Origin of the sequence: Brevibacillus sp. JNUCC-41 (assembly GCF_014844095.1) — a bacterium.
Lineage (GTDB): Bacteria > Bacillota > Bacilli > Bacillales > DSM-1321 > Peribacillus > Peribacillus aracenensis.
This window is the reverse complement of sequence record NZ_CP062163.1, coordinates 2503355-2528491: the sequence shown is the minus strand read 5'-3', so window position 1 is coordinate 2528491 and position 25137 is coordinate 2503355. Positions and strand designations below refer to the sequence as shown.

Genomic DNA, 25137 nt, shown 5'->3' with positions numbered 1-25137 from the left:
CCCTCACTTAACTTTCATTTTTTCTAACATTTCGCTTAAGATTCGATTAAATATAGAAAGGACTGATGACCTTAACTTTGAAGTGACCGCTGCCTCATTAAACTTAATTTGAACACTTGAACCAGGGGTGATGATAATGACGATTGGATAATGGGTCGTTTCCCGTCCTTCTTTCAAACTCACAATGATTTCATCATTATTAGCTAGTACCATAGGATAGTTTTCAAAGGCATATAATGATTCAAACAAATGATTCTCCAAATTAGCCCACTCATAAATCTCTGATAATGGTGTATTCTCATAGGCACTTAGTTCCAAAAACTCTTTTTGAACTTCATCGAGCAGCTCAATGTAAGTCTTTTCTTGGCTGATATGCTTTATAAATGGCACAGTATTGATAAATGGACCAACCATGGCCCCAATATTCCGGACTGGGATATTCCTGCCGGATGTAACTACGCCGCAGCATACATTTTCCGTACCTTTTACTTCTTTTAAAGTGGCTAGCCATATAGTTAGAAAGAAAGTATTCATGGTAATCTTGTATTCCTGACAGAATCGTTGTATGGTATTAATCAATTCCTCATCCAGTACTTTCAAGTAACCATCTTCAATGTATCCCTCGCCTTCCAATACTCCCGTTATACTGGATCCGGAATTTCGGACACCCTCCAATTTCCCTGCCCAATATTTCCGCAGCTCCTCATTACTCGTATAACCTTTCATATATTCAACATACTCTTTAAATGAAGCACTACCGGATGATGATGGTGTTATTGAATGATAAGAATTAAAGATGTCATTAATAACCATCGAATAACTCCAGCCATCCATAATAATATGGTGGAATGTCCATATTAATTGGTATTCATTGTCCGTATGCTTAACGATCATGAAGCGATTCAACCTATTGTTCTCGATATCTATCATCTTATATTGATCCGCTAACAACTTTTCCAGCTTTTCTTGTTGTTCCATTATTTCTTCATATTCAATCTCGGTATCCACGGAATTCATTAGCAGTTGGTAGAATAACCCTTTTTTACTCGAATATAATTTCGTTTTTAAAATGTCATGTTTCCCTGCCGTTGTCGCAATGGCATTCTTTAATTTTTCGACGTCCAGGAAACCGTTAATATCAAATATGAGTTGCACTTTATACTGGCTGCTCTCACTATCAAACAAGCTATGGTACAACATTCCTTTTTGCAAAGCAGTCAATTCATAAATATCAACAATTCCTGTTTCTTTGCGCAGTAGTTGGTTAAGTTCCTCTTCAGGCATATCCAACAATGGAAAGTCCTCCGGACGGTACATCTGTTTTACCAATTTTGTTTCTTCTTCCAATGCCCTTAACAATTCCGGCAAATTGCGTTGAATATATCTCTCAAAATCTTCTTTTACGAAATGTCTGTTATAGTTTATTTTTATAGTTTGCTCTTCGTTCACTACAAGCAATTCAATATCGACTTCATGCTCGGTATAGGCATTATGTTGAATATCTTGTTCACTAAAAAAGATGACCTCTTTTGCAGCCAATTCATTACTTTGGTGAAATCTCCCTAAATTATTAAAACTGATAATCGGCCTATTTCGTTTCATATGTGTCTCGCCACATAATTCGGTCAGGATCCCATACTCGATCCCTTTATTAGGCAGTGTCCTTAACTTTTTCTTTGTACCTTGAATCGTGTTCGAAATGGTTTCTTTATTTTCTATATAAACCGGGCACATAGTCGTAAACCATCCTACTGTCCTGGACAAATCGACACCTGCAAATAATTCTTCGCGACCATGTCCTTCCAAAGTGAAATGAATATCCTTTTTATTAAAATAATTCCCGATTAGCGTTGCGAAAATGGATAAATATATTTCATCAATGGATGCTTTATACGCTTTTGTCATTTCATTATAGATTTTGTTTGTAATCTCTTTATTCAGCTTCAATTCAAATGATTTTCCATCGTAAACATTCCCTGTTTTGACTAGGGCACTTTCGTTTACTGCCTCATATTCATTCTGCCAGTACTCTTTAATGCCTAATGGAATGCTATTTTTGTATTGGTTTAGATTATTCGCCCATTCCTTATATGATGTCGTTTTATTATCCAGTTTTAGTTCTTGATCGTTGACATCCTGAATATATAGCCGATCAAAATCTTCGATCAAGATTCTCCAGGAAACCCCATCAACAAGTAAGTGATGAATGATCCAAATGATTACATGCTCATTTTGGCCAGTATTGATGCATTCAATTTTCATCAGTGGACCGTTTGAAATGTTCATGCCCTGCTGTGCATCGTTCCCGAGTCTAGCTATTTCCCGTTCCTGTCCATCTTTATTCACATTCGATAGATTTACATAATTCATAGTCCAATTTTCAGTCGGGTCGATATGCTTTTCCACTTTCGAAAATGCTTCATCTTTATTGAACCTTGATCTCAGCACATCATGATGCCTAACGATATGAGCCATGATCTTTTGCATCCGTTTCTCATTCATCTTCGGGTAGCCCTTTAACGTTACAGATTGATTCCAATGATTATAATTATTTATTTGTTGAGTGAAAAACCAATTTTGAATAGGTGTAAATGGCGCCTTTCCAAAAACATCAGACTGATTTATCGTTAAATCGCCAGTCAATTCCACAACCTTTGCCAGCTCTTCGATGCTTTGTTTTTCAAAGATGTTTTTTGAAGTAATGAAAAGATTTTCTTTCTTGGCAAGTGAACAAATTTGAATGCTTAGGATGGAGTCTCCCCCACATTCGAAAAAGTTATCAAAGATGGTTATTTCCTGATTATTCAGTACCTCTTTCCATATCTTTAACAATTTTTGTTCCGTTTCATTAATGGCACTTTTGTTGTCGGTTCCTTCCGTATTCGTTTTAGTATCCGGCAGACTCTTCATGTCGACTTTGCCGTTAACCGTTAGCGGAAATGACTCCATTTTAATGAAATAAGAAGGAATCATATATTGGGGAAGATGATTCTTCATATAATCCCGGATATAATTTTCTTCCAGGTCATTGTCGGATATATAATAAGCAATGATGAATTTCTTTGCCTTAGATTCATCTTTTATCGCTATAAAGCAATCCTTTATACCTGTGCATTTATTTAGAACGGCACTGATCTCGCCAAGTTCGATACGATATCCCCTGATTTTCACTTGGTCATCCGCTCTGCCTGCAAATAGTAAATTTCCATCCTCGGTATACTTAACTAAATCCCCTGTTTTATATAGCTTCCTTGAAGGATTGAACGGATTTGGGATGAAGCTTTCAACGTTTTTCTCCGGATTATTTATATATCCTCTTGCAATGCCTCTCCCGCCGATATACAGCTCTCCTATTTGACCCTTAGGAGTTGGCTTCATCCTGGTGTTGAACACATATGCTTCTGCATTTAAGATCGGCTTTCCGATCGGAATCACAGTATCATCACTTGGAAGTACCTTATATGCTGTCGAAACGACGGTGCCCTCAGTCGGCCCGTAATTATTATATAAATCAAAGTTCAAATGATCGGGTATCGTTTTTAAACGATCTCCCCCTGTCAAAATGGCTCTGATTGATTCTGGAAATTTCATATCGTTGATAAATAATTGCTCGAGCAGTCCCGTTGAAAAAAACGCGAGTGTGACTTTCTCCTTTTCTAACTTCTCCGAAAGGATTTCTACATCCAATAAATCATAGTAATCCAATATCAGGAGTTTATTCCCATTTGCCAAGTAAGGGAATATCTCCCAAACGGAAGCATCAAAAGATGTATTCGAAACTAGTACTGCTGCATCTTTTCCATCGACAGAATAATAATTGATATGCCAATTACAGAGGTTAGCCAACCCTCCATGTTCAATCATGACCCCTTTAGGTTTACCTGTTGTTCCTGAAGTGTAGATGATATAGGCCAGATCACTTTCCGATATCTTTCTTGAAACGAATTCTTCGCATTCAATTTCCCGCTCTTTTAGTATGTCTTCGATACATATTAGTTTCCCTTCATCACCGGGATACTTTGAAAGTCCTTCTTCATTACTTAAACAATATGTGAGTTGAGAATCCTCAATCATATGTTTCAGCCGTGACTCTGGTTGTGACGGGTCCAAAGGCACATATGCCGCCCCAACTTTCATAATGGCTAAAATGGCCGTAACCATATTGATCGATCGATCCATAAAAATCCCGATTCTATCTTCTACATTTACATGGTTCCGGAATAATCGGTGTGCCACCTGATTTGCCCGGGCATTTAACTCGCTATACGTCACCTGGTCATCACCATGAACAATGGCAACATCATTGAAATTTGTACGTACTTTATTCTCAAACCTAGCAATTACATCTTCAAAACGATGATCTTCCACTTCTTGATTTACATTGCCTGTACCCATTTCGATTATCGATCGTAACTGTGCAGGCTCTAAATAGGTGATGTCCTTTATCTTCTTGTTTCCCTCGGTTGTAATCTCTTGCAGCCAATACTGAAAATTACTAGCCATTCTTTGAATCGTCGCTTTATTAAATAATGATTTGTTGAATTCAAACGAAATGAATATTTCATCCCCATCCATTTCTTCTGCCTGAACAACTAAATCAAATTTAGCTTTAAAGGTATTGATTTTTTTCGGCTTTAACGTGAAATTTCTATATGCCAGCTTTTCTTTCTGGTTATTTTGCAGGACAAATATTGTATCGAATAATGGCGTAGTTTCCATGGTTCTTTCTGCCGATAAATATTTCAAAATTTCCTTAGTAGGTAAATTTTGATGGTCAAAAACACCTGCAATATTTTTTATATTTTTCCGCAAAATTTCTTCAAATGAATCTTCCTGGGATACATTTAATTTAAAGGGCAATGTGTTAACGAAATATCCTATCAATTGTTCAGTGTCCACATGGTTTCTCTTTGCCAAAGGACTCCCGACGACAACTTCCTCTTCATCAAAGTACACTGATAAAAAGGTTTGATAGGCAGTAAGTAAACTCATGAACAAAGTCGATTTCGTTTTTTTATGAAGACTTTCCAGGTTGTTTTGAATTTCTTTAGGTAACGAAAAGCTGATAATATCGGAAGTGCTTTTACCTTCTCCGGTTTTTTGATGATCATATTGTAATAAAGACTTTTGCCGTAATGCAGTTATTTCATTACTCCAGAACTCATTATCCTTACCACTTACATAATTTGGCGAGTTTTTTTGCCATAAAGCATAATCTCCATATTGGATTGATTGGTTATTTCTATCATTTCGTTCACCATTCTTGATTTCCTCATAAATGGAAAACCAATCATTGATCATTAATGGAATCGACCAACCATCAAAAATAATATGGTGGATGTTACATAATAATTGATATTCACATTCATTTGTCTTCACTAGCGCAATCGATAAGAGGGGACCATTTCCTAAATCAAATTGCCTTTCCGTTTCTTCCTTCACCAAGTAATTTATTTTTTCTTCCTGCATGTCTAGAGGAAGATCCGAAACATCGAAATAGGTAATGTCATGATGAATCGACTCATCGAAAGCCAAGGTGCCCATTCCAGCTTCTTCTCTAATGACACTTTTTAAAATTTGATGTTTATTGCTTAGCTTATCTAAAGATAGTTCCAGATTTCCTTCATTCACTTCACCTGATATTTCATACGAAAAAACGATGTTATATAACGACTTGTCTGCATTGGTTTGGTGAATGAACCACAAATTTTCTTGTTCATATGTTAAAGGGTATGTATTTCTGGCATTAATATTGATCGGTGTATAATCTTGCTTTCCCCCTTCTTTTTGACGAGTTTCTATGACTCGGGATAATTTCATAATCGTGTCGTTCTCCAATAAAACTGAAGGAGCCATTTCAATTTGAAATTGATTTTTAATATTGACAATTAATCTCATTATCGATAATGAGTTCATTCCACATTCAAGTAGGGACTGATTATTTTTTATAACCCCATTGCCTATGATGCCACCAACCAATTCTCTTACTTTTTCACTAATTGTTTCAGCCACTGGACTCTCGATATTTGATGGAGCTTCACTGTCTTTTATGACGAATTTGGGTAATAAGGATTTATCCAGCTTGCCATTTACCGTTAGGGGGATGCTGTCCACCTTGATAAAAAAGCTTGGGATCATATAGGCTGGCAATGAGCTCTTTACACTTTCCCTCAAATAATCAGCAGCTAATTCTTCATCAGCAACATAGTATAAAAATAAGTGCATATCATCATTAAACGCTTTATCCATCGTAACGACTGCATTCCTGATGTTTTTCAAATCATTATACGAGCTCTCTATTTCCCCTAATTCAATCCTGAAACCTCTTAACTGCACTTGCTCATCATTCCTGGCGATATATTGCAGATCACCATCATCCAAAACTTTCACTACATCCCCTGACTTATAGTAGCGAACATTATCAATATCCGTAAATTTCAGCTTATTCATCATGGTATTTTTATAATAGCCTAGCGAAACACCTTTTCCTGAAACGTATAACTCGCCCTCTTCATCTCCAGTTACTTCTTCTCCATTTTGATTCATCACCTTGAACCCAAGATGAGGCAAGACTTTTCCGATATTCGTAATTCCTTTTTCCACATCATTCTTAGTGATGTGTTTGTATGTTACATGAACGGTGGTTTCAGTTATTCCGTACATATTTATTAACTTTGGCAGCCTGTCATTTTCGGGAGAAAACCACTGTGTCAATTTCTTGAAGTTTAATGCTTCCCCTCCAAAAATGATGTATTTTAAACTTAATTCATTTTGTCGGTTTATGAGCTCACCAATCACCTCGAAGAAAGCGCTTGGTGTACAATTGAAAACGGTTGTTTGTGTACTTATCAATAAATCAACAAAGGATATTGGATTTCTGCTTTCCTCAAATGAAACCACTACAACTTCTCCGCCATATATCCAAGCCCCCCACATCTCCCAGACGGAGAAGTCAAATGCGTAGGAATGGAAAAATGTCCATATATCTTTATTATTAAACTCGAACAAACCGTCGCAGCCTAAAAACAAGTTCATGACATTTTCATGTGAAACGCAAACTCCTTTAGGCTTACCAGTAGAGCCCGATGTGAAAATGATATAGGCTGGATCCTTTGGATCAATTAAGATATGGAAATTCTCACCGGTTATATCATTTGAATTCTCTATCACTTCATCGAGGGTTACATAATTGCAATCAATGCCGCTAATCCGGCCTTTATCCCCAATCAATAACTTCAATTCTGAGTTCTTTATTATATGCTTTACTCTTTCATCAGGACTTTTAGGGTCGATAGGTACATAGGTAGCCCCCAATTTAAGGAGTGCTATGATTAAAAATAAAACATGCTCCGACTTTTCAATATAGATTCCGACATTATCACCTTTATTTATCCCTTTGTTTTTTATGTACATCGCCATTTTATTTGCCAAGATATTCGTTTCTTTATAAGTAAATTGCTGATCCTTATTTCTTACTGCAATATTGTCTCCATATTCCCTAACACTTTCTTCAAATAGATTCGCTAAAGAATTCATCTTCATCATTTTCCCCCATTATTTTAAATATGTGCCTGATGCAACTGTCAACATATGAAAAACTAAAGAAATTAAAGCTATTACAATCGTTATGATTATTGCATTCCTTCTTTTGGCGAGCGCCAACTTTTCCAAACTAAAACTGAATAGGATTAAACTGACAATGTAAAACAATTCAAATTCGGCCATGAAGGTGTGAAGGATGGAATTTTTATCATGCACGAGTAAGGATAAGCTAGTAAATGTCGTTTCCTTGCTCTTGACCAATAATGAGATTATTGCATTAACACCAGATCCAATGACGATGCATATCCCAGCATTTATGACAGCTTGGCAAATCCCTTTAATATTTACCGGTCTTTCTTTTAAAACTAAAAATAATAGGCACACAATTAATATTTGAATGATGAAAGTGACAAATAATCCCAGAGCCCCCATTACAATTGTGTTAATGGCAAAACTCATGGCCCCAATCTCTGAAATGGACATGCCATTTAATACATTCATCCCTTTTTGATCCGCAGAATATAACAAAAGCGTCGTTTCGATACCTGCGATTAAACTGAGTAGTAATAACGAAATTATTAACTTATGAACTCTATCCTCTTTTTTAAAAAGATATTGTACTAATTTATTATTATTAAATTCAGCATTTGCTTCCATTTTTAATTCCATTGGTATTCCCCCTTAATTATTTTCGTAGAGTTTATTGGAATGGTAATGCTTCTTATTTCATCATTCACGAGTACGACCGCTGATTTGTACTGGGAAAAATTTTTATAGAAAAGTGAGATGTTATCATGATCCATTTCAGCCTTAGAAATCTCATAGATTTCAAGTGGAGAGGTCAATCCTGTTTTTAGTATTTTTGATAGACTTTCTTTTGCACTAAAGAAAATTTCATTATTTAAAAGACCTTCACTATCCTTAATCATCTTTTTCTCGGATTTAGTTAAATAGGTCTCTAAAAATTCAGAATCAGTTTTCGTTTTTGTTTCTATATCGATTCCCATTGGATGCAGTTGATCAAAAATCAGTATTCCGAATGTTTTATCCGTATGAGCGATGGATATCCCCATGTTCATGTTCATTAATAAGAACAGGTTATTAACAATAATCGGCTGTCCAAAGACTCCTTTCAACAGTGATACATTCTTTATTTCATCCAAACCTATATCTAAAAACTCCATAATTGCTTTTTTTCCAAAGTACAAACTTTTCTTTGCTTCGATGGTTCTTTTGCCATTTTGCAAATTAAGATAATTCCATTCCTTTTCGTTGAAAATATCATCCATATAGTCCAAATTAACTGATTCCGCTTCATAAAAATTGATGTAAGATTTATAAATCTTTTTCTTATTCATAAAATATTCAATCAATTATAATTTTCCTCCTCTCTTTTTTTCTGGAAATCCGTAGATTTTATCCATTTTTTCCCTCAAAAATTTCTTTTTTTAAACAATTATTTCATTTTCTAGGTTAATTATTACCTATTATCATTATCGATAACACTTTATCACAAGAATTTTGCCGAGTCCATTAAAAATTTGTAAATTATCTACATTACATAATAACTTTACCAATTTTTATTATTTTTCCTCTTTAGTAATATTTTCATAGGGAGTTTAGTATTAAATAATTTAGAAAATATTACATTAAATGAAAAAAATACTAATTAAAAAAAGCCATATTTTATTTTTCACTATAATTTGTGAAAAATAAAATATGGCTTAAATGCGGTTCGATCATTTTGGTTGTTTCGTAAAAATGTGCATTGCCTTTTTTAATATCTCATTCTCTTCCTGTAAATCTTTAATTATTTTATCCTTTTCCTCTTTCTGACTGAGACCTGAAAAACCAATACTGGAGTCCGCCAGGCCTTCTTCATTTGCTTCTTTATAGATGTTGACCCAATTTCTTAATGTAGGTGTCGAGATATTAAGTTCTTCAGCCAATTCCCTAGGTTTTCTGCCTTCTTCCAATACTAATCGAGCAGCATAAATTTTAAAATCTCTATCATGGTGCTTCCCCATAATAAGACACTCCTTTTTTAAATTTATTTAGTGCCGATTTTCTGTACTTCCTTTATATACTTTTCTAATATAACGACTTTCATAAATTATATTTCAACCTATTAACCAAAACGGAATTGATCGCTATTACGATCATTAATATTATGAGCGCTCCCATCATGGGCTGGACACTGAACCAAACCAAGCCAAAATGAATGGATGTAACCACGATTAATAATGGCAATCCATAAAGCAGGCTAATTAATACATTGGGGTTTGATTTAATGGCAGCAGATGGGTTCTCCCATTCTATACTTGGATTTTTCATATCATATAATGGTGTTAGAAGATTATAGCAAACCACTAAACAAGAAGTAATTAATAACATGACTGCAGTTTCCATTTCCCAATAACCAAAAAGTGCAAATATCATAAAGCTGATCAATACGGCTATAATCCCTATTATTGATGAAAATATCACTTTAGAAAAATAAACATATTTTTCATCAAAAGGGGCACTTTTCAGTAAATAATGATATTTTCCTTCTCTTGAATATGGGGTTCCGCTTATATTATTTATACAACACAAGAAAAGGATCGAATATGAAAAGTATTTATCAAAGACTCCCTCTTTCGTTATATTCAAATAATTCGGGAACACTTCATTCTGAATCAGCAATAACATGACCAGTGAAAAGACTGGCGGCAATAAAAGGCCTAAACCGATTTGCATCTTAAAATATGCTTCAGACTTAATGATCCATATCTCTCTTTGTAAATAGTTACTCCATTGATTTTTTGATATATTAACCTTTGAGTTTTTCATATTCGCTTTGTTATTTCCCAATAACCCGTTTTTAAAATAATTAACGGAAATGTTTTCTATAATAAATGAATATAATAGGAAACCAATTACTAGTATCGAAATATAAATAATTATAAATTGAACTGTTATTTCATTTGATACAAAGGCATCCAGTATCCATTTAATCACCGGAATCATATTTGCGGTTTCAAACATATGTCCCATTATGAATTGCAACGAGTTTTTTAGACCTTCAATAGAATTCATATCTATTTCCGAGATGACCTCTGAAAGGGCAATGGATGATTTTCCAGCAAAATATACAATGGAAATAATCGCAAGCATGAGGATGACAACAATGTTCACAAGTAAGTATGCTACTTTATTTTTGAATCTATAATAATACCTATTAATGCACGATAAGATTAAAAGCAGGAGCAAAGCCGTCAAACCGTTGACAATCGGTAAAAATATGAATAATTTAAACGCTTCCATAAACTTTAGATCGACTATCAAGAAGCCGATTGTTGGCACCTGGATTGCCATTGATAAGATGATGGGGACCCATAAACTACTTAATACCTTAGCCCTTGATATTTCTTTATAGGTGAGTGGCAGAGCCGCCAATACTTTAAATTCATAATAAGCAAATATTTGTGATGTGGACAAATAGCAAACCAATGCAAAGACGAGAATGCTGGAAATCGTTACATTATAAAACAGGAAGACCTCGGTATCTCCAAGAAAATAAACAAAGGCATTTACGACAGTCAGCTGCAAAAACATATAAAAAGCGGCTATTATCAGTACAGCCTGCAACATTGTCTGCTTGGGCATTTTATAGAAGGAAGAAATGAAAAATCTAGTTAACTGAAGTTTTTCCTTCATATACCTGAGCCTCCATAAAGGTAGATTCTAATGAACTTTCACCTATTATATTTTGTATTTCATCATGCAGGATGATTTTCCCCTCTTTTAAAATAGCCACTGTATTACAAATTTTCTCTGCCACATCCAGCAGATGCGTCGAGAAAAACACTGTACCGCCCGTTTCAACATATTGTTTGATTAACCCCTTAAAAACTAAAACGGCGTTTGGATCTAATCCATTTAACGGTTCATCCATAATGATGATCGGGGGATTAATGGTAAAGGCCGCTATCAGGGATACCTTATGCATCATCCCATAAGAATAACTTCCCATTGGCTTTTTAATGGACTCCTGCATCCCAAACCGATTGATATATTTCCCCAAACGTTCTTTGTCATCATTTCCATATAGGTTCATCAAGAAACGGATCCAATCAAATCCCGAAACATTGTTAAAAACATTGATAGTATCAGGGATGAAGAAAAATTGTTTTTTATATTCTATGCCGTCTTCTTTGGTCAGGCCATTTATTTCAACCTTTCCATTTTCAGAATCTAAAATGCCCGTAATAATGTTCAGCGTCGTCGTTTTCCCTGCACCATTTGCCCCTATAAAACCTAAGATTTCCCCTTTTTTGATTTCTAGATTTACACCATTCAAAATCTTCTTGACCGAGTAGCTTTTCTCTAAATCTGTGATGCTTAACAAAGTTATCATCCTCCCATCACTTCATGATTAACACATTTCCATCCCCAACTTACTCGTTATTGAATTTCTTTTTTGAAATCCATATGTTCGTTACCAATATCGTTACTGCCGTTAACGCAAGTGCCGCTATTGCACCCCAAATCGCCTGTGAATTGACTGTGCCTAAAATCAGTACTTCCATGGCATGTTTACTCATGCTTGCCGGATTCATATTGTCTATAACCGGACTTAACCCAACTATGATTCTACAGCCGAGGAGAAATACTATCGAAATTAATGCAATTATACCCTGACTATTAAAAATGGTACTGATCATCGTCGTGAATGAAACGATAAATAGGACCCACAGCAGATAGAACAGCAAAGCCACTACTAAATCCGCAAAATCAACACTCGTAAACAAAAAAACTACATACAGATATGAAACCAAATATCCCAATGCTACACTGCAGGCAACAAACAGATAATTGGAAATGATTTTCCCGCTTATATAAGCTCCAACCGTCACTGGCCTTGTAAGAATGAAAGCCAGCATTCCATTCGCTTTATCGGATTGTACGACTCCCATCATGGAAACGATGATGATCATGACCCCTAGCTGATCGAATTGAGACCCCAATGTACTAGCAAGAACTTCGCCGCCTTTTTGGGCAGCCATGCTTGGGTCAATGGTAATCCCTTGGCCCCCGCCCAGTGCCTCTAATATTGAAGGTAAATAATAGCTTACGACTGGTTGAGTTATTCCTAAAAATATAAATACAAGCGGCAGCCAAATCACTTTATATTCACGTAACATCTGAACAAATTCCTTTTTAGCTAAAACGGCAAAATTATTCATTTTTCCACCACCAATTTTAAGAATATCTCTTCCAATGTATCGTTATCTATTTCGAACCTTACAAGATCAACATTATGCTCCAAAGCATTCGCCAGTAACATATTCTTGTTTGACTCAATATTTTCCACTTCAATCTTCAATTTATTTCCCATTACCTCTACACCTTTGACAAAGTTCAAGCTTTTAACGTTTTCAATCCATTTTTGACTTTTAGAGGTTATGTCGACATTAATTTTATTTCCGCTATTCCTATTTAATAATTCCGACATAGTTGTGTCCTCAATTTTTTTACCACTTTTTATAATGACAAACCTCTCACATATTTCTTCTGCATCGCTTAATATATGCGTCGATATTAAAATTGTCGTATCTTTCTTTATCTCTTTTATGATGTTTAACACTTCTCTCCGGCCGATTGGATCCAATGCAGAAACCGGTTCATCCATGACAATCAATGCCGGTTTATGTAACAGCGCCTGTGCAATTCCAAGCCTTTGTTTCATTCCGCCTGAAAAAGTCCGCACCTTGGAATTCTCTTCCCCGCTCAACCCCACTTTCGACAATATCTCAGGAATGCCGCTTAATAATTCCTCCCTCTTGATACCTGAGAGCTGGCCCATGAAAGTGAGGGTTTCTTTGGCAGTCATCCATTGAAAGAAGTTAGGGTATTGTGGTAAATAGCCTATCTCCTTTTTCATTTTTGAAATTTTCTTGCCATCAAGCAATACTTCTCCCATACTTGGATCTATTATGTCTGCAATCACTTTTATTAGTGTCGATTTACCAGCCCCATTTGGCCCTATCAATCCAACACATTCCCCTGATTGCAGTTCCATTGAAAAATTATAGACCGCTGTTTTTTCTTTGAATTTTTTTGTAACATTTTTAATTTCTAATTTCATATTCTTTCACTGTCCTTTCTTCCAATAACGAAGTACAGAATTGGACCGATAGTATTTGCAAAAATAATGATGAGTGTCCACAATAAAACATTTTTCCTCGTCTTTCGATTTCTGTATAAATCAATTAATGCTATAAGCACTAAAATCATCCCAATAGCAATTACCGGTAAAACAATCGGCAGAATCGACATGAAATCAATATCTTTCAATTCATTCCATCCATAATGCAATTCCATATATACCACTCCTTTGAAAATGAAATATTATTATCATTATCGATAATGATAACATGAAAAATGGAATTTTGCACCTGTTTTTTTCTTTAATAAAATATTGTTTTAGTTTTTATTGTTATTTATAATGATAATATTATCACAATGAATAATAATAAAAATATAGTGTTATTTATTAAATTTCATTTCATGAAGACATTATTTTTTTACACTTATTCGAAAAGGCTTATGATTTACTTCGAAAAAATATTTCTGTAATATTATTTTTCGAACTGTGTCATTTTTATTTAAATGAAAGTGATTCAATCATTACAATTTATGATGAATTAAACTTATTATTCATGACCAACATTAAAATTGATTTAAGATTATCCAGTTATAATTTCCAATGTGAGGAGAATAAGATGATTAATAAAGCTGAAATTTTAATGCATCCTGTAAGAATAAAAATTACCCAAGCTTTAATGAGAAACAGGGAAAGTGGCTTAACACCATTGGAAATGTTAAAAATCATTAAAGATGTACCCCAAGCAACATTATATAGACATATACAGGTTCTGTTGGATTCAGGGGTCATTCGCATTGTAAAAGAAAAAAAAGTGAGATCCGTTTCCGAAAAATACTATGTTTTAAATGAAGAAGAAGCGCGACTTAGCGGGGAAGAATGGAAAAAATCTTCTAATGAGAAAAAGGTGAACTATTTTTCTTATTATCAATTATCCCTTATGACTCAATATCAAAACTATCTAACTAAATTAGAAGAAAGAGACTGCGCGGAAGATGGCTCAACCTTTTCCCTTTTAGAACTAAAGCTTGATGATGAAAGCTTTATTAACTTCCAAAATGAATTGAACGATTTAATGGTAAAATACTACAAAGCTACGAATCAAAGTGCTAAACAAGACTCTCCTATTCGAACAATCGGCGTCACAATTATTCCAGAATCATAAAAAAAGAAGAGGCTGTTCCAAAACCACGGACTCTAGAAAGGTGAATTCTTATAGAAGGAATCGTATTATCTATTCAACCAATCAGGTTGCAGTATCCGTTTTGAAACAGCCATACATCATGGAAGAAAATCTAAAATGGGCTTAACCACCCTTTTTTGGTCAGATTAAAAAGTGCCATACCCGCTGTCAGCAGCTCCCCAATGCTTCCTTGATGCTGCTGTATACTTCGCCCCACAGGTGCTTTTCTTCAGCAAAAGCTGCAGTTATCTTTTTAATAACTGCTTTTTGCTCTGCCTCGAAACGCTCATCATCCTTGGCCGGCAGGTCAGACCTCAACTCCATCACATACTCTTGTACCTTTGGTGCACGAGGCCCCCAAACAGCTTTTTCTTCACCATTCTTATCAATGAATATAAAAATGGGAATCGAACGCGCTGTTCCATTCGTTAAGTATTGATCCATCAGTTCTAGATTTTGATCTCGTAAAACCATGCGAGTTTCAATATTTGCCGCTTCAGATATATTCAACAATATAGGAATATTCATCATCGCGTCCCCGCACCAGTCTTCAGTAATGACAATGGCTCGAAGTTCCTTCGTCTTTAATTCATCAAAAAAACCTTGGTCCTCTGCAGAAATGGTAAAACCCTCCTGAATCGATTGTAAGTTTTCTTTATGAACTTTCATCGAAGCTACAAATTCTTTAGCAGGAATCCCCTTTTCAAACCATTCATTCAGTGTCGTCATACTATTTCTCCTAACTATTTTTACATTTAAAGTACCATAAAACACTTATTATTTCATTGTTTCCCACACTTTAAAAAAATGACAAATCGGTAAATTAAAACCATGTTTTTCTTTCCCGTGTAAAGGGAAAACTCTAAATACATTCAATAGCTTGCTAACTACCTATTATATATTCATTAAATCATTGTATTTTAGTTTAGGAGATGAAATTTTGTGGAAGGCTTTCTCTTTGCACTACTCCCTGCATTGACATGGGGCAGCTTAGTGCTTGTTTCCGAAAAACTCGGGGGCAACTCTTATAATCAAACACTTGGCATTACAATCGGTTCATTACTGTTCGCCATCATGATGTCTTTCATCAATCCGCCGGAATGGAGCAGTCTAGTGTGGATTGTCGGCATCATTTCCGGGATAGGCTGGGCATTCGGGCAGTTATTTCAATTCAATAGCGTCAAGGAAATCGGGGTATCGAAAACCGTTCCAATCTCAACAGGACTGCAAATTCTAGGAAATGCATTTTTTGCGGTTATCATTTTCAGGGAATGGAATGACAGGATGACAATCATCATCGGCATTGTTGCAATAATCTGTTTGATTACAGGTGTCTTGCTGACGAGCTACGACGATGGTGATAACAAAAAAGCAGGAAGCATGAAAAAAGGGGTTTTTCACCTTGCCATTTCAACAGTGGGTTATGTTACATATGTCATTGTTATCCGATGGAATGAAGTTGACGGATGGTCGGCGATCCTGCCGCAAGCAATCGGCATGTTCCTGGCTGCCGTGCTCCTTTCCATCAAACATAAACCGTTTAATAAATATGCTAGGCGTAATATCCTAACCGGATTGATGTGGGCAGTCGGTAATATCGGTCTCCTGCTCGCTAATCCAAAAGTGGGCGTTGCCATCTCATTCTCATTTTCCCAAATGGGGATCGTCATTTCCACTTTAGGCGGCATCTTTCTTTTAGGAGAGAAAAAATCCAAAAAGCAAATGGCCTTCGTCCTCATCGGGTGTGTACTCGTAATTGCTGGCGGAGTTATGATCGGCTTTACAAAAGAATAGTCAGGGAGCGATAAATGATGTATAAAGATTTAGAGAAAAAAGTGGTAGTCATTACTGGGGCGGCAAAAGGGTTGGGAAAAGCCATGGCCGAAAGGTTCGGTAAAGAAAAAGCACATGTCGTATTAAATTATCACACTGAAAATGACGACCATAAGGGAATCATCAAAACGATTGAAGCTGCTGGCGGGAAAGCAGCAGCGATTCAAGGTGACGTTTCGAAGGAAGCGGATGTGAAGAAATTGCTTTCATTCGCTGCTGAAACCTTTGGTACGATTGACATCATGATCAACAATGCTGGTATTGAAAACGAAGTGGCCAGCGAAAAGTTGACTCTGGAAGATTGGCAGAAAGTCATCGATGTAAACCTAACGGGGATGTTCCTCGCAAGCAGGGAAGCAATCAATTACATGCTCGATCATGGTATCAAGGGCAATATCATTAACATGTCATCCGTTCATGACCGGATACCTTGGCCTCATTTTGTCCATTATGCAGCAAGTAAGGGCGGAGTGAAGATGATGACTGAAACACTTGCACTTGAATATGCCCCTAAAGGGATTCGCATTAATAATATTTCACCTGGTGCAATCGACACACCCATCAATGCCGAAAAGTTCAATGACCCAAAAGCTAAACAAGAAGTCATCGACCTGATTCCGATGGGATACATCGGAAAACCGGAACAAATTGCCGCTTGTGCCGCTTGGCTTGCGTCCGCAGAATCTAGTTACGTAACGGGAATGACCTTATATGCTGATGGCGGAATGACCAAATATCCTGGATTCCAAGCAGGAAAGGGCTGAACTTAACTTGTTAGTTTTAGTAGCTGTTGATATTTCCCTTCTATAAACAAGAGACCTTTATGTATATGGATAGGAGAAAAGAATTTGAGGGACTAGGATTTCTCCATAGTCCCTCTTTCCTTTGTCCTTCCCTTATATATGACTTAATTGATGGATTCTAATGAAAATGCGAGTAATTTAATCCCTAATTCCCATTAATTTGTTATTTCTTCGTTAACAAAGCGATTTTTTGGATTCTTTAATCCAAGATGATCACGGAGAGTGTCTCCTTCGTAGTCCAAACGGAACAAACCTCTCTCCTGTAAAATTGGAACCACCAACTCGACGAAATCCTCTAAGTCGCCTGGTAACAGTGGAAATTGAAGCATAAAGCCATCTGAAGCTTTTTCAGTAAACCATAACTCCATTTCATCGGCTACTTGAGCTGGTGTACCGACAAATCTATCCCGTCTGGCAGGACTGAAAAATCTCGCATATAATTCACCGACTTTTATGTCTTCTTCATCAATAATTTTCTTCATTTCATTAAAATTACTTTGTATGCTATTTACTGATGGAAAATCAACATCCTTCGCTGATGTATCTAAAGAATATTTTGAAAAATCTACGTTGCCCATATAACCAGAAACGAATTTCAAACTCTCATAAGGGTCAACGAGACTTTGGAGTTTATTGTATTTTTGAATGGCTATTTCTTCGGTTTCTCCGATAATAGGGGAAATTCCGTGAAGGATGTGGAGCTCTTCTCCGCTTCTTCCAAAATCCATTAAAGACGATTTTAATTCTTGATAATATCGTTTCGATTCTTCAATGTTATCCCAATGAGTGAAAACGACTTCGGCTGTTCGAGCGGCTAATCGCTGCCCTGGTATTGACGCACCCGCTTGAATAATAACCGGCTGCCCCTGCGCCGAGCGTGCAATATTCAACGGACCTTTAACTGAAAAATAGTTGCCTTTATGCCGAAGCTCATGTACTTTATCAGGATCAAAAAAATGTCCCGTTTCTTTGTTATGCACAAACGCATCATCTTCCCACGAATCCCATAATCCTTGGACAACGTCGATGAACTCCTCCGCTCGTTCATAACGATGATCGTGCGCCCAATGTTTATCGCGACTGAAATTCAAGGCCGTTTCTCCGGTCGCATCAGCTGTCGTAACAACATTCCAGCCCACCCGTCCGCCGCTTATATGGTCAACAGAAGCAAATTGGCGAGCGAGTACATAAGGTTCACTGTACGTTGTAGAAGCTGTCGCCCCAATGCCAATTTTTTCTGTCGCTGCAGCTAATGCTGTAATAAGTACAATCGGATCAAACCGATTAAGTATTTGAGGATGTGATTCATGATTAATGGCCAAACTATCTGCCACAAAGGCAAGATCAAATTTCCCCTTCTCCGCAATTTTTGAGAGTCTTTGCAAAGCTTTTACATCGATACTTGCATTCGGATTTGATGCCGGATGCCTCCACGACGCAACATGCATGCCTGTTCCAATCAGATAAGCAGCTAACTTCATCTGTCTGTCTTGAGCCATTCTAATCTCTCCTTATTTATTAGAATATATCTCCTTATAACTGCTCAATTCTTTCAAGGTAATGAATGTTGGAATATAGTTTCCATTATAGGTCTCTTCAATAAACTTAGCCGTTTTCTCTGATTGATAGAGATCAACTAGTTTTCGGAAAACTTCATTGTCTTGGTCTTCACTCCTGGCCGCTATAATATTTATATATGGCTTTGCAGTACTACTTTCATGCACAAGAGCATCTTTTAAAGTGAGTCCCGCTTCTACCGCAACTCCATTATTAATCACCGAACCAGCTGTATCTTCCATCACACGTGGGGCACTTGCACCATCGACAGGAACAATTTTGATTTTCTTCGGATTTTCCTTTATTTTATCCTGTCCACCATTCCCGTCAAAGTCATCAACAACCTTTAAGAGCTTAGCTTCTTGTAATAACAATAAAGCTCTCCCCCAGTTAGCCTGGTCATTGGGGACAGCAATTTGTGCACCATTTGGAATCTCTTCCACCGATTTATATTTACTTGAATACAAACCAAGAGGAGCAATAATTGTAGTCCCAATTGGAACGATGTCTGTATCGTTTTTCGCATTAAATGAATCTAAATAGGCAACATGTTGAAAGGCGTTGATATCAATATCCCCTTCTGCCAGCGCTGCATTCGGATCATAAGCCGATGAGAAATTAACAATTTCAATTTCCACCCCTTCTTTTTCAGCCTGTTCCTTTAAAAATTCCCATGTTCGAAGTTCAGAATTTCTAATCCCGACCTTCACTTTCGTTTGTTTCCCTCCTGCATTCGTTGAATCACTTGTGCAACCTGTCAATAACACCCCCAAGATAAGCAATATAGGTAAAATACATTTTTTCATCATTCATTCCCCTCTCCCTCTGTTCAATACCGCCACTACACCCTTCTAATTTTTCGTTCGCACATATTTCCTAAACTTTGAACTCCCTGAACTACAATTACTAGAATTACAACGGTGACGAATATCGTAATGGTGCTAAAGCGTTGATAGCCATATGTTATCGCTACATCTCCAAGTCCACCGCCACCTATAGCTCCTGCCATAGCTGTAGCGCCCACTAAACCAATTGTTGCAGTTGTTATACTCAGAATTAACGACGCAAAAGCTTCAGGCATTAAAAACCTGAAAATAATTTGTAACGGCGTTGCTCCCATGGCTTTCGCGGCTTCAATAATGCCTTCATCCACTTCCAATAGCGAATTCTCTACTAGTCTTGAGATATAAGGGCCAATATGAAGCACGAGTGGTACAATTGCTGCTGTGGTACCAATCGACGTACCAACAATTAGTCTTGTAAATGGGATAATCGCCACAAGCAAGATTATAAACGGAATCGACCTGAAAATGTTTACAATTGGATTCAATATAGAAAAAATAAATCTATTTTCATAAATATGACCTTTTCTTGTTACAACCAATAAAATGCCTAAGAATATTCCGATGATGCTTCCAAAAAAAAGTGAAATACTAACCATGTACAGCGTTTCCCACAAGGCGTTTAAAATGAGCTCTTTGCTTACTTCCATCCTTCGTAACCTCCTTCACTTCAACCTTTTGATTCTTTATAAACTGTAATGCCCGATCAATTTCATCATCATTTCCTATTATTTCAACAATTAAATTACCAAATGGGACGCCTTGTAACTCAGTAATATTGCCGAACAGAACGTTTATTTCCACATTAAACCTCTTCGCTGTTCTTGAAACGATTGACTGCCCAGAGCTCAATCCCAAAAAATCAATTTTAAAAATACGGCTGAAATAGGTATTCTCATTGAGCAATCCATAAACACTTGATGGCACTTCATCGCGAACAACCGATCGAATGAAGTTACGTGTTGTTTCTGTTTGTGGACGGGCAAAGATATCGATCACATTCCCTGATTCAATCACGCTACCATCCTCCATCACTGCAACCCGATTACAAATTTCTTTAATCACTTCCATTTCGTGCGTGATAATAAGAATGGTAATTTTATATTCATCATTTATCCGTTTCAGCAAATTCAAGATTGATTTTGTTGTTTGTGGATCCAAAGCTGATGTTGCTTCATCACATAATAAAATGGAGGGGTTTGTAGCCAATGCACGGGCAATCCCGACACGCTGCTTTTGTCCACCTGATAGCTGATTTGGATAATTCATTGCTTTGTTTTCTAGGCCAACAAAGCGGAGAATCTCATAAACTCGTTCTTCAATCTCTTTTTTCTTTTTTTTACTTAACAATAACGGCATCGCTACATTATCAAAGACTGTTTTGGAATTAAGTAAATTAAAATGCTGAAAAATCATGCCGATATTTTTCTTAGCTTCACGCAAATCTTTTTCAGACATCTTTGTTAGATCTTTTCCTTCTACAATCACTTCACCTAAAGTAGGATATTCTAGCAGATTAACAGTTCGGATGAGTGTACTTTTTCCGGCTCCACTAAAACCGATGACCCCGAATATATCCCCTTTTTCAACGGTTATATTAATTTCCTTTAACGCTTCGATTTTCTTCTCTCCATCATCAAATACTTTTGAAACCTGACGAAATTCAATCAAAGTGGCCACCTCCTCTTTTTAACTAGCTTGGTATAGAATACTCCCTTCCCTTAAAACGCTGGCACGACGGCTCCTTCATATTTATCTAAAATAAACTCTTTGACCTTTTCCGTCGTTAATGCATTCGCAAGCTTTTGGATCGCTTTATCGTCCTTATTATCAGGACGTGCCACTAAAATGTTTACATATGGTGAATCCTTTCCTTCAATTATCAGTGCATCATCTAGAGGTTTTAACCCTCCTTCCAGAGCATAGTTTGTGTTAATGGCCGATGCTTCCACATCGTCAAGCGAGTGAACTAAAAGTGGGGAATCGACTGCAATGAATTCTATTTTTTTATCATTTTTTGTAATGTCCTCAATCGTATATTCCCCTGACTTGGAACCATCCAGCTCAATGATATTATTTGCTGCAAAAAGCTGTAACGCACGTGAAAAGTTTACTGGATCTTTGGGGATAGCTACTTTCGCTCCGTCTGACAATTCCCCTATAGACTTAATTTTCTTTGAATAGACACCAAATGGTTCAATATGTACGCCCTTCACATTAACCAAATTTAAACCACTATCTTTATTTACTTGCTCTAAATACGGGGTATGTTGAAAGAAATTTGCATCCAATTCTTTGTTTGCGGTTTGTTGATTCGTTTGAATACCATCCGTAGAAATCACTACATCCAGTTTCACGCCCTGTTTTTCTAAATCCGGTGCGATAAACTCTAAAATTTCTGCATGTGGGATCGAGGCTGCACTAATTTTCAAAGTCACTACCTCATCTTTGTCTCCTTTACTCTCCGATCCTGTTTGCTCATTATTTCCACAAGCTCCCAATACCAGCAATGCTATTGTTAAAATCGTTACGGACAGCCATTTAATTTTCTTCAATGTTTCTCACTCCTCTTTCTTATCTTTTTATATTGGAATAACAAATATTTTTCAGCTGCTTCATATCTGCTGGTATTTCTTTTCCTTCTAAATGATAGTCTCATCCCCTAAGAGAAGCGGACTCAACAACTGAAAAGATTGGATCCGTTCTGTTTCTGTTCGAAGCGGTGTATGCAAAATAAATTCATCCACTTGAAAAACTTCCTGAAGTTCCTTTAAAATCCCGTTAACATATCCTGGAGTCCCAGCAATAACACTTGGGGTCTGCTCTTCTATTTCGTAAGCTTCACCAGCCTGCTTCTCAAATGACTCAGCCTGCTCACGTGATTGAACTGTAAGCGTCCGGCCACTTTGAAGATGAACTTTAAATAGTTTGTGTTCGCTTGCCAGCTCCTCTGCTTTTTGTTGGGTAGGAGCTGCCACAACCGCTACTGTTACGATAAAACGACCTTCTGGGTACTTGCTTCGGTAAGCAGAGGAAGCTTCATACAGCATGGTATCATCACTATTAATAAATCTGGCGAATACAAAACCCATTCCTAGGTTAGCGGCTAGTTGAGCGCTGTCTGAACTTGCACCCAGCAGAAAAGTTTCGGGCTTTTCAGGCGGTATCGGCGTTGCTTGAATACCAGAAAGCAAATGATCGTCATTGATTGAATTTTCAATAATCTTCTGCAATAAGGATGCACGTTCCCCAAAATCCTTTCCATCATTTACAGTTCCAAATTGTAATGCCTTTGTTGATAAAGGAAATCCACCTGGTGCTTTACCGATGCCAAGATCTACCCTGCCCGGGGCAAGCGTGGATAAAACATGAAAATTTTCAGCGACTTTATAAGGACTGTAGTGCTGAAGCATGACACCTCCAGAACCTACACGAATGGATGTGGTCTTCGATAATAAATAAGAAATTAATACTTCCGGTGAAGAGCCAGCAACTTGTTCCATATGATGATGTTCAGATACCCAAAAACGGGTATATCCCCATTCCTCAGCTTTTTGAGCTAGGTTTACGGTTTGCTTAAGTGCATCAACTGCCGAATTCCCAGGAAAAATGGGGCTTTGATCTAATATTCCAAGCTTAAAATTCATATCTCTCTCTCCAATCATCAAAACCAAGTTAACAAATAGAATTAGTTGTTTTAATTTGATTGAAATTCATCCTAACATTGTAAACAAGCACTTGACAACACCTTAATTGATAGAAAAATTTATTTAATTGATTAAAAAAATCTATCATTCGCTTATGAGTATGGAATACCTCTGACTAATAATTGACCAAGCTCTCGCCTATAATGGTTTGAGATTTAATCTTCTAGACCCTTTCAGAATTAGATTCATCAATGAGAGAGAGAGGAGTCTATGAAAAGCTGGAATGAATGAAAGAAGAGTGGCTATGTATTGAAGGAAAAAAAGGGGAGAATGTTTGCATCATGACTATACTTGAAATTAAGGTGGACCGAAACCTTTGGAGTTACAACAACAAAGGTACTAGGCACGAAATCGTGTCTGGCACCTAAGTCAAATATGTTCACCACTTACCATGGTTAGATAATAAATCCTTGGCACTTCCAGATAAAAAATAAGCGGCTTTAATAACGGCTTTTTCATCAACAGTAAAGGCTGGATGATGCCAGTCTTCGTTTCCGTTTGTACCAAAAAAGGCAAAGGTACCGGGGATATGTTGAAGGTAATAAGCGAAATCTTCACCACCCATTGAAGGTTCTGGATTGATTACGTGTAATGATTGCTCCAAAGCAGACCTGCGTGCCATTTCTGTGACAGCTGGATGATTATGAAGCGCGGGTGGTCCAGGAAACCAACCAATCGCAGCTCCCTGTGAAAAAGCAGCGGCGATATGATTCACAATCGAATAAAACTTATTCTTTAATTCTTCGCGTATTTCAGAATTAAAGGTTCGAATCGTTCCTTCCAATATGACGTCACCCGGAATTACATTCCAGGTGTTTCCACCTGTAATTCTCGTTACACTTACAACAGCACTATCTAATGGGGAGACATTCCGGCTGACGATAGTTTGAAGAGCGGTAATAAGCTGAGCCGCTGCCACTATTGGATCTTTTCCGTGTTGAGGGATGGCCGCGTGACTCCCCTTCCCTTGAAGAACAATATGAAAACGGTCCACTGCCGCCATTAACGGGCCATCTTTTATTCCAATGGTGCCGACAGGCAAATTGGGTTTATTGTGCAGCCCAATCACAGCCGCTACATCGTCAATTTGACCATCTTTTATCACATGCACCGCTCCGCCACCAAATTCTTCTGCGGGTTGAAAAAGCAATCGCACTGTCCCGCACAACTCTGATTGACATTCTTTTAAAAGGTAGGCAGCACCCATTACAGCTGCCGTATGAAAATCATGGCCACAAGCATGCATCACTCCTTTTACTTTCGAAGCAAATGGCAGCCCGGTTCGTTCCTCAATCGGAAGTGCATCGATATCCGCCCTTATGGCTACTGTCGGTCCGGGGTGGCCGCCCTTTATATCTGCAAAAACACCTGTTTTCAATCCTGTATGACGGATCTCAATGCTCTCTTCCTCGAGCCACGTTTGTATCGATTTTGTCGTTTCGAACTCTTCATTAGATAATTCCGGATATTGATGTAAATGGCGCCGTATCGATATTAAGCGCTTTTCCAGCTCTCGACTCAT

General features: G+C 37.1%; 20 protein-coding genes. 3 read left to right on the top strand and 17 right to left on the bottom strand.

All coding sequences use genetic code 11. The features are described 5' to 3' along the window. Nucleotides 1-3 precede the first annotated feature (3 nt). From JNUCC41_RS12355 to JNUCC41_RS12315, 9 genes are all read right to left on the bottom strand, one after another. Nucleotides 4-7542 (bottom strand): non-ribosomal peptide synthetase, encoded by a 7539-nt coding sequence (locus tag JNUCC41_RS12355; protein WP_192207822.1) that lies wholly within the window; start codon nucleotides 7540-7542, stop codon nucleotides 4-6. A 12-nt stretch (nucleotides 7543-7554) separates the two neighbouring features. After that, entirely contained in the window at nucleotides 7555-8211 is a 657-nt protein-coding gene (locus JNUCC41_RS12350; protein WP_192207821.1) for a hypothetical protein, read from the bottom strand. Next, nucleotides 8202-8915: a 4'-phosphopantetheinyl transferase family protein gene (locus JNUCC41_RS12345; RefSeq protein ID WP_192207820.1), complete on the bottom strand. Its 714-nt coding sequence runs from the start codon at nucleotides 8913-8915 to the stop codon at nucleotides 8202-8204. The genes JNUCC41_RS12350 and JNUCC41_RS12345 overlap by 10 nt, the downstream gene beginning before the upstream one ends. 366 nt (nucleotides 8916-9281) lie before the next feature. Continuing rightward, nucleotides 9282-9569 (bottom strand): transposase, encoded by a 288-nt coding sequence (locus JNUCC41_RS12340; protein WP_192207819.1) that lies wholly within the window; start codon nucleotides 9567-9569, stop codon nucleotides 9282-9284. 79 nt (nucleotides 9570-9648) lie between these two features. Continuing rightward, on the bottom strand, nucleotides 9649-11241 hold the full coding sequence (locus JNUCC41_RS12335) for a hypothetical protein (RefSeq protein ID WP_192207818.1): 1593 nt from the start codon (nucleotides 11239-11241) through the stop codon (nucleotides 9649-9651). Further along, nucleotides 11216-11932, bottom strand: a complete 717-nt coding sequence (locus JNUCC41_RS12330) for an ABC transporter ATP-binding protein (RefSeq protein WP_192207817.1) — start codon at nucleotides 11930-11932, stop codon at nucleotides 11216-11218. The genes JNUCC41_RS12335 and JNUCC41_RS12330 overlap by 26 nt, the downstream gene beginning before the upstream one ends. A 49-nt stretch (nucleotides 11933-11981) precedes the next feature. Continuing rightward, complete coding sequence (locus JNUCC41_RS12325) at nucleotides 11982-12770, bottom strand: ABC transporter permease (RefSeq protein WP_192207816.1); 789 nt, start codon at nucleotides 12768-12770, stop codon at nucleotides 11982-11984. Beyond that, nucleotides 12767-13672, bottom strand: coding sequence for an ABC transporter ATP-binding protein (locus JNUCC41_RS12320; RefSeq protein ID WP_192207815.1), 906 nt, complete (start codon nucleotides 13670-13672; stop codon nucleotides 12767-12769). Before JNUCC41_RS12320 ends, JNUCC41_RS12325 begins: the two co-directional genes overlap by 4 nt. Then, nucleotides 13669-13908: a PLD nuclease N-terminal domain-containing protein gene (locus JNUCC41_RS12315; protein WP_192207814.1), complete on the bottom strand. Its 240-nt coding sequence runs from the start codon at nucleotides 13906-13908 to the stop codon at nucleotides 13669-13671. The genes JNUCC41_RS12320 and JNUCC41_RS12315 overlap by 4 nt, the downstream gene beginning before the upstream one ends. 401 nt (nucleotides 13909-14309) lie before the next feature. On the opposite strand from JNUCC41_RS12315, the gene JNUCC41_RS12310 reads away from it, so the two are divergent. Further along, nucleotides 14310-14855 carry a helix-turn-helix domain-containing protein gene (locus tag JNUCC41_RS12310; protein WP_192207813.1) on the top strand — a complete coding sequence of 182 codons (546 nt, stop codon included), beginning with the start codon at nucleotides 14310-14312 and terminating at the stop codon, nucleotides 14853-14855. Between the two features lie 186 nt (nucleotides 14856-15041). On the opposite strand, the gene JNUCC41_RS12305 is transcribed toward JNUCC41_RS12310, so the two are convergent. Further along, nucleotides 15042-15602, bottom strand: coding sequence for a thioredoxin family protein (locus JNUCC41_RS12305; protein WP_192207812.1), 561 nt, complete (start codon nucleotides 15600-15602; stop codon nucleotides 15042-15044). 213 nt (nucleotides 15603-15815) lie between these two features. On the opposite strand from JNUCC41_RS12305, the gene JNUCC41_RS12300 reads away from it, so the two are divergent. Both JNUCC41_RS12300 and JNUCC41_RS12295 read left to right on the top strand, forming a co-directional pair. Further along, nucleotides 15816-16667: a GRP family sugar transporter gene (locus JNUCC41_RS12300; protein ID WP_192207811.1), complete on the top strand. Its 852-nt coding sequence runs from the start codon at nucleotides 15816-15818 to the stop codon at nucleotides 16665-16667. A 17-nt stretch (nucleotides 16668-16684) separates the two neighbouring features. Then, nucleotides 16685-17470, top strand: a complete 786-nt coding sequence (locus JNUCC41_RS12295; RefSeq protein ID WP_192207810.1) for a glucose-1-dehydrogenase — start codon at nucleotides 16685-16687, stop codon at nucleotides 17468-17470. A gap of 194 nt (nucleotides 17471-17664) precedes the next feature. Here JNUCC41_RS12295 and JNUCC41_RS12290 read toward each other — a convergent pair whose 3' ends face one another. From JNUCC41_RS12290 to JNUCC41_RS12260, 7 genes are all read right to left on the bottom strand, one after another. Further along, nucleotides 17665-19008, bottom strand: coding sequence for an LLM class flavin-dependent oxidoreductase (locus tag JNUCC41_RS12290; protein ID WP_144527932.1), 1344 nt, complete (start codon nucleotides 19006-19008; stop codon nucleotides 17665-17667). Nucleotides 19009-19020: 12 nt separating this feature from the next. Continuing rightward, nucleotides 19021-19872 (bottom strand): MetQ/NlpA family ABC transporter substrate-binding protein, encoded by an 852-nt coding sequence (locus JNUCC41_RS12285; protein ID WP_179086149.1) that lies wholly within the window; start codon nucleotides 19870-19872, stop codon nucleotides 19021-19023. A 35-nt stretch (nucleotides 19873-19907) separates the two neighbouring features. Further along, nucleotides 19908-20558, bottom strand: a complete 651-nt coding sequence (locus JNUCC41_RS12280) for a methionine ABC transporter permease (protein WP_192207809.1) — start codon at nucleotides 20556-20558, stop codon at nucleotides 19908-19910. Next, entirely contained in the window at nucleotides 20500-21579 is a 1080-nt protein-coding gene (locus JNUCC41_RS12275; protein WP_192207808.1) for a methionine ABC transporter ATP-binding protein, read from the bottom strand. Before JNUCC41_RS12275 ends, JNUCC41_RS12280 begins: the two co-directional genes overlap by 59 nt. Nucleotides 21580-21629: 50 nt before the next feature. Beyond that, nucleotides 21630-22463 carry a MetQ/NlpA family ABC transporter substrate-binding protein gene (locus JNUCC41_RS12270; protein WP_370662511.1) on the bottom strand — a complete coding sequence of 278 codons (834 nt, stop codon included), beginning with the start codon at nucleotides 22461-22463 and terminating at the stop codon, nucleotides 21630-21632. Between the two features lie 87 nt (nucleotides 22464-22550). Beyond that, the gene (locus JNUCC41_RS12265) at nucleotides 22551-23555 is read right to left on the bottom strand and encodes an LLM class flavin-dependent oxidoreductase (RefSeq protein WP_192207807.1); all 1005 of its coding nucleotides are present in this window, start codon (nucleotides 23553-23555) and stop codon (nucleotides 22551-22553) included. Nucleotides 23556-23994: 439 nt separating this feature from the next. Beyond that, nucleotides 23995-25137: an amidohydrolase gene (locus tag JNUCC41_RS12260; protein WP_192207806.1), complete on the bottom strand. Its 1143-nt coding sequence runs from the start codon at nucleotides 25135-25137 to the stop codon at nucleotides 23995-23997.

What these genes read in the sequence shown, in the direction of transcription:
- JNUCC41_RS12290 (WP_144527932.1), bottom strand. Translation starts at nt 19,008, where the DNA reads ATGGCTCAAGACAGACAGATGAAGTTAGCTGCTTATCTGATTGGAACA.
- JNUCC41_RS12280 (WP_192207809.1), bottom strand. Translation starts at nt 20,558, where the DNA reads ATGGAAGTAAGCAAAGAGCTCATTTTAAACGCCTTGTGGGAAACGCTG.
- JNUCC41_RS12295 (WP_192207810.1), top strand. Translation starts at nt 16,685, where the DNA reads ATGTATAAAGATTTAGAGAAAAAAGTGGTAGTCATTACTGGGGCGGCA.
- JNUCC41_RS12325 (WP_192207816.1), bottom strand. Translation starts at nt 12,770, where the DNA reads ATGAATAATTTTGCCGTTTTAGCTAAAAAGGAATTTGTTCAGATGTTA.
- JNUCC41_RS12305 (WP_192207812.1), bottom strand. Translation starts at nt 15,602, where the DNA reads ATGACGACACTGAATGAATGGTTTGAAAAGGGGATTCCTGCTAAAGAA.
- JNUCC41_RS12285 (WP_179086149.1), bottom strand. Translation starts at nt 19,872, where the DNA reads ATGAAAAAATGTATTTTACCTATATTGCTTATCTTGGGGGTGTTATTG.
- JNUCC41_RS12310 (WP_192207813.1), top strand. Translation starts at nt 14,310, where the DNA reads ATGATTAATAAAGCTGAAATTTTAATGCATCCTGTAAGAATAAAAATT.
- JNUCC41_RS12355 (WP_192207822.1), bottom strand. Translation starts at nt 7,542, where the DNA reads ATGAAGATGAATTCTTTAGCGAATCTATTTGAAGAAAGTGTTAGGGAA.
- JNUCC41_RS12350 (WP_192207821.1), bottom strand. Translation starts at nt 8,211, where the DNA reads ATGGAATTAAAAATGGAAGCAAATGCTGAATTTAATAATAATAAATTA.
- JNUCC41_RS12260 (WP_192207806.1), bottom strand. Translation starts at nt 25,137, where the DNA reads ATGAGTCGAGAGCTGGAAAAGCGCTTAATATCGATACGGCGCCATTTA.
- JNUCC41_RS12320 (WP_192207815.1), bottom strand. Translation starts at nt 13,672, where the DNA reads ATGAAATTAGAAATTAAAAATGTTACAAAAAAATTCAAAGAAAAAACA.
- JNUCC41_RS12265 (WP_192207807.1), bottom strand. Translation starts at nt 23,555, where the DNA reads ATGAATTTTAAGCTTGGAATATTAGATCAAAGCCCCATTTTTCCTGGG.
- JNUCC41_RS12340 (WP_192207819.1), bottom strand. Translation starts at nt 9,569, where the DNA reads ATGGGGAAGCACCATGATAGAGATTTTAAAATTTATGCTGCTCGATTA.
- JNUCC41_RS12335 (WP_192207818.1), bottom strand. Translation starts at nt 11,241, where the DNA reads ATGAAGGAAAAACTTCAGTTAACTAGATTTTTCATTTCTTCCTTCTAT.
- JNUCC41_RS12315 (WP_192207814.1), bottom strand. Translation starts at nt 13,908, where the DNA reads ATGGAATTGCATTATGGATGGAATGAATTGAAAGATATTGATTTCATG.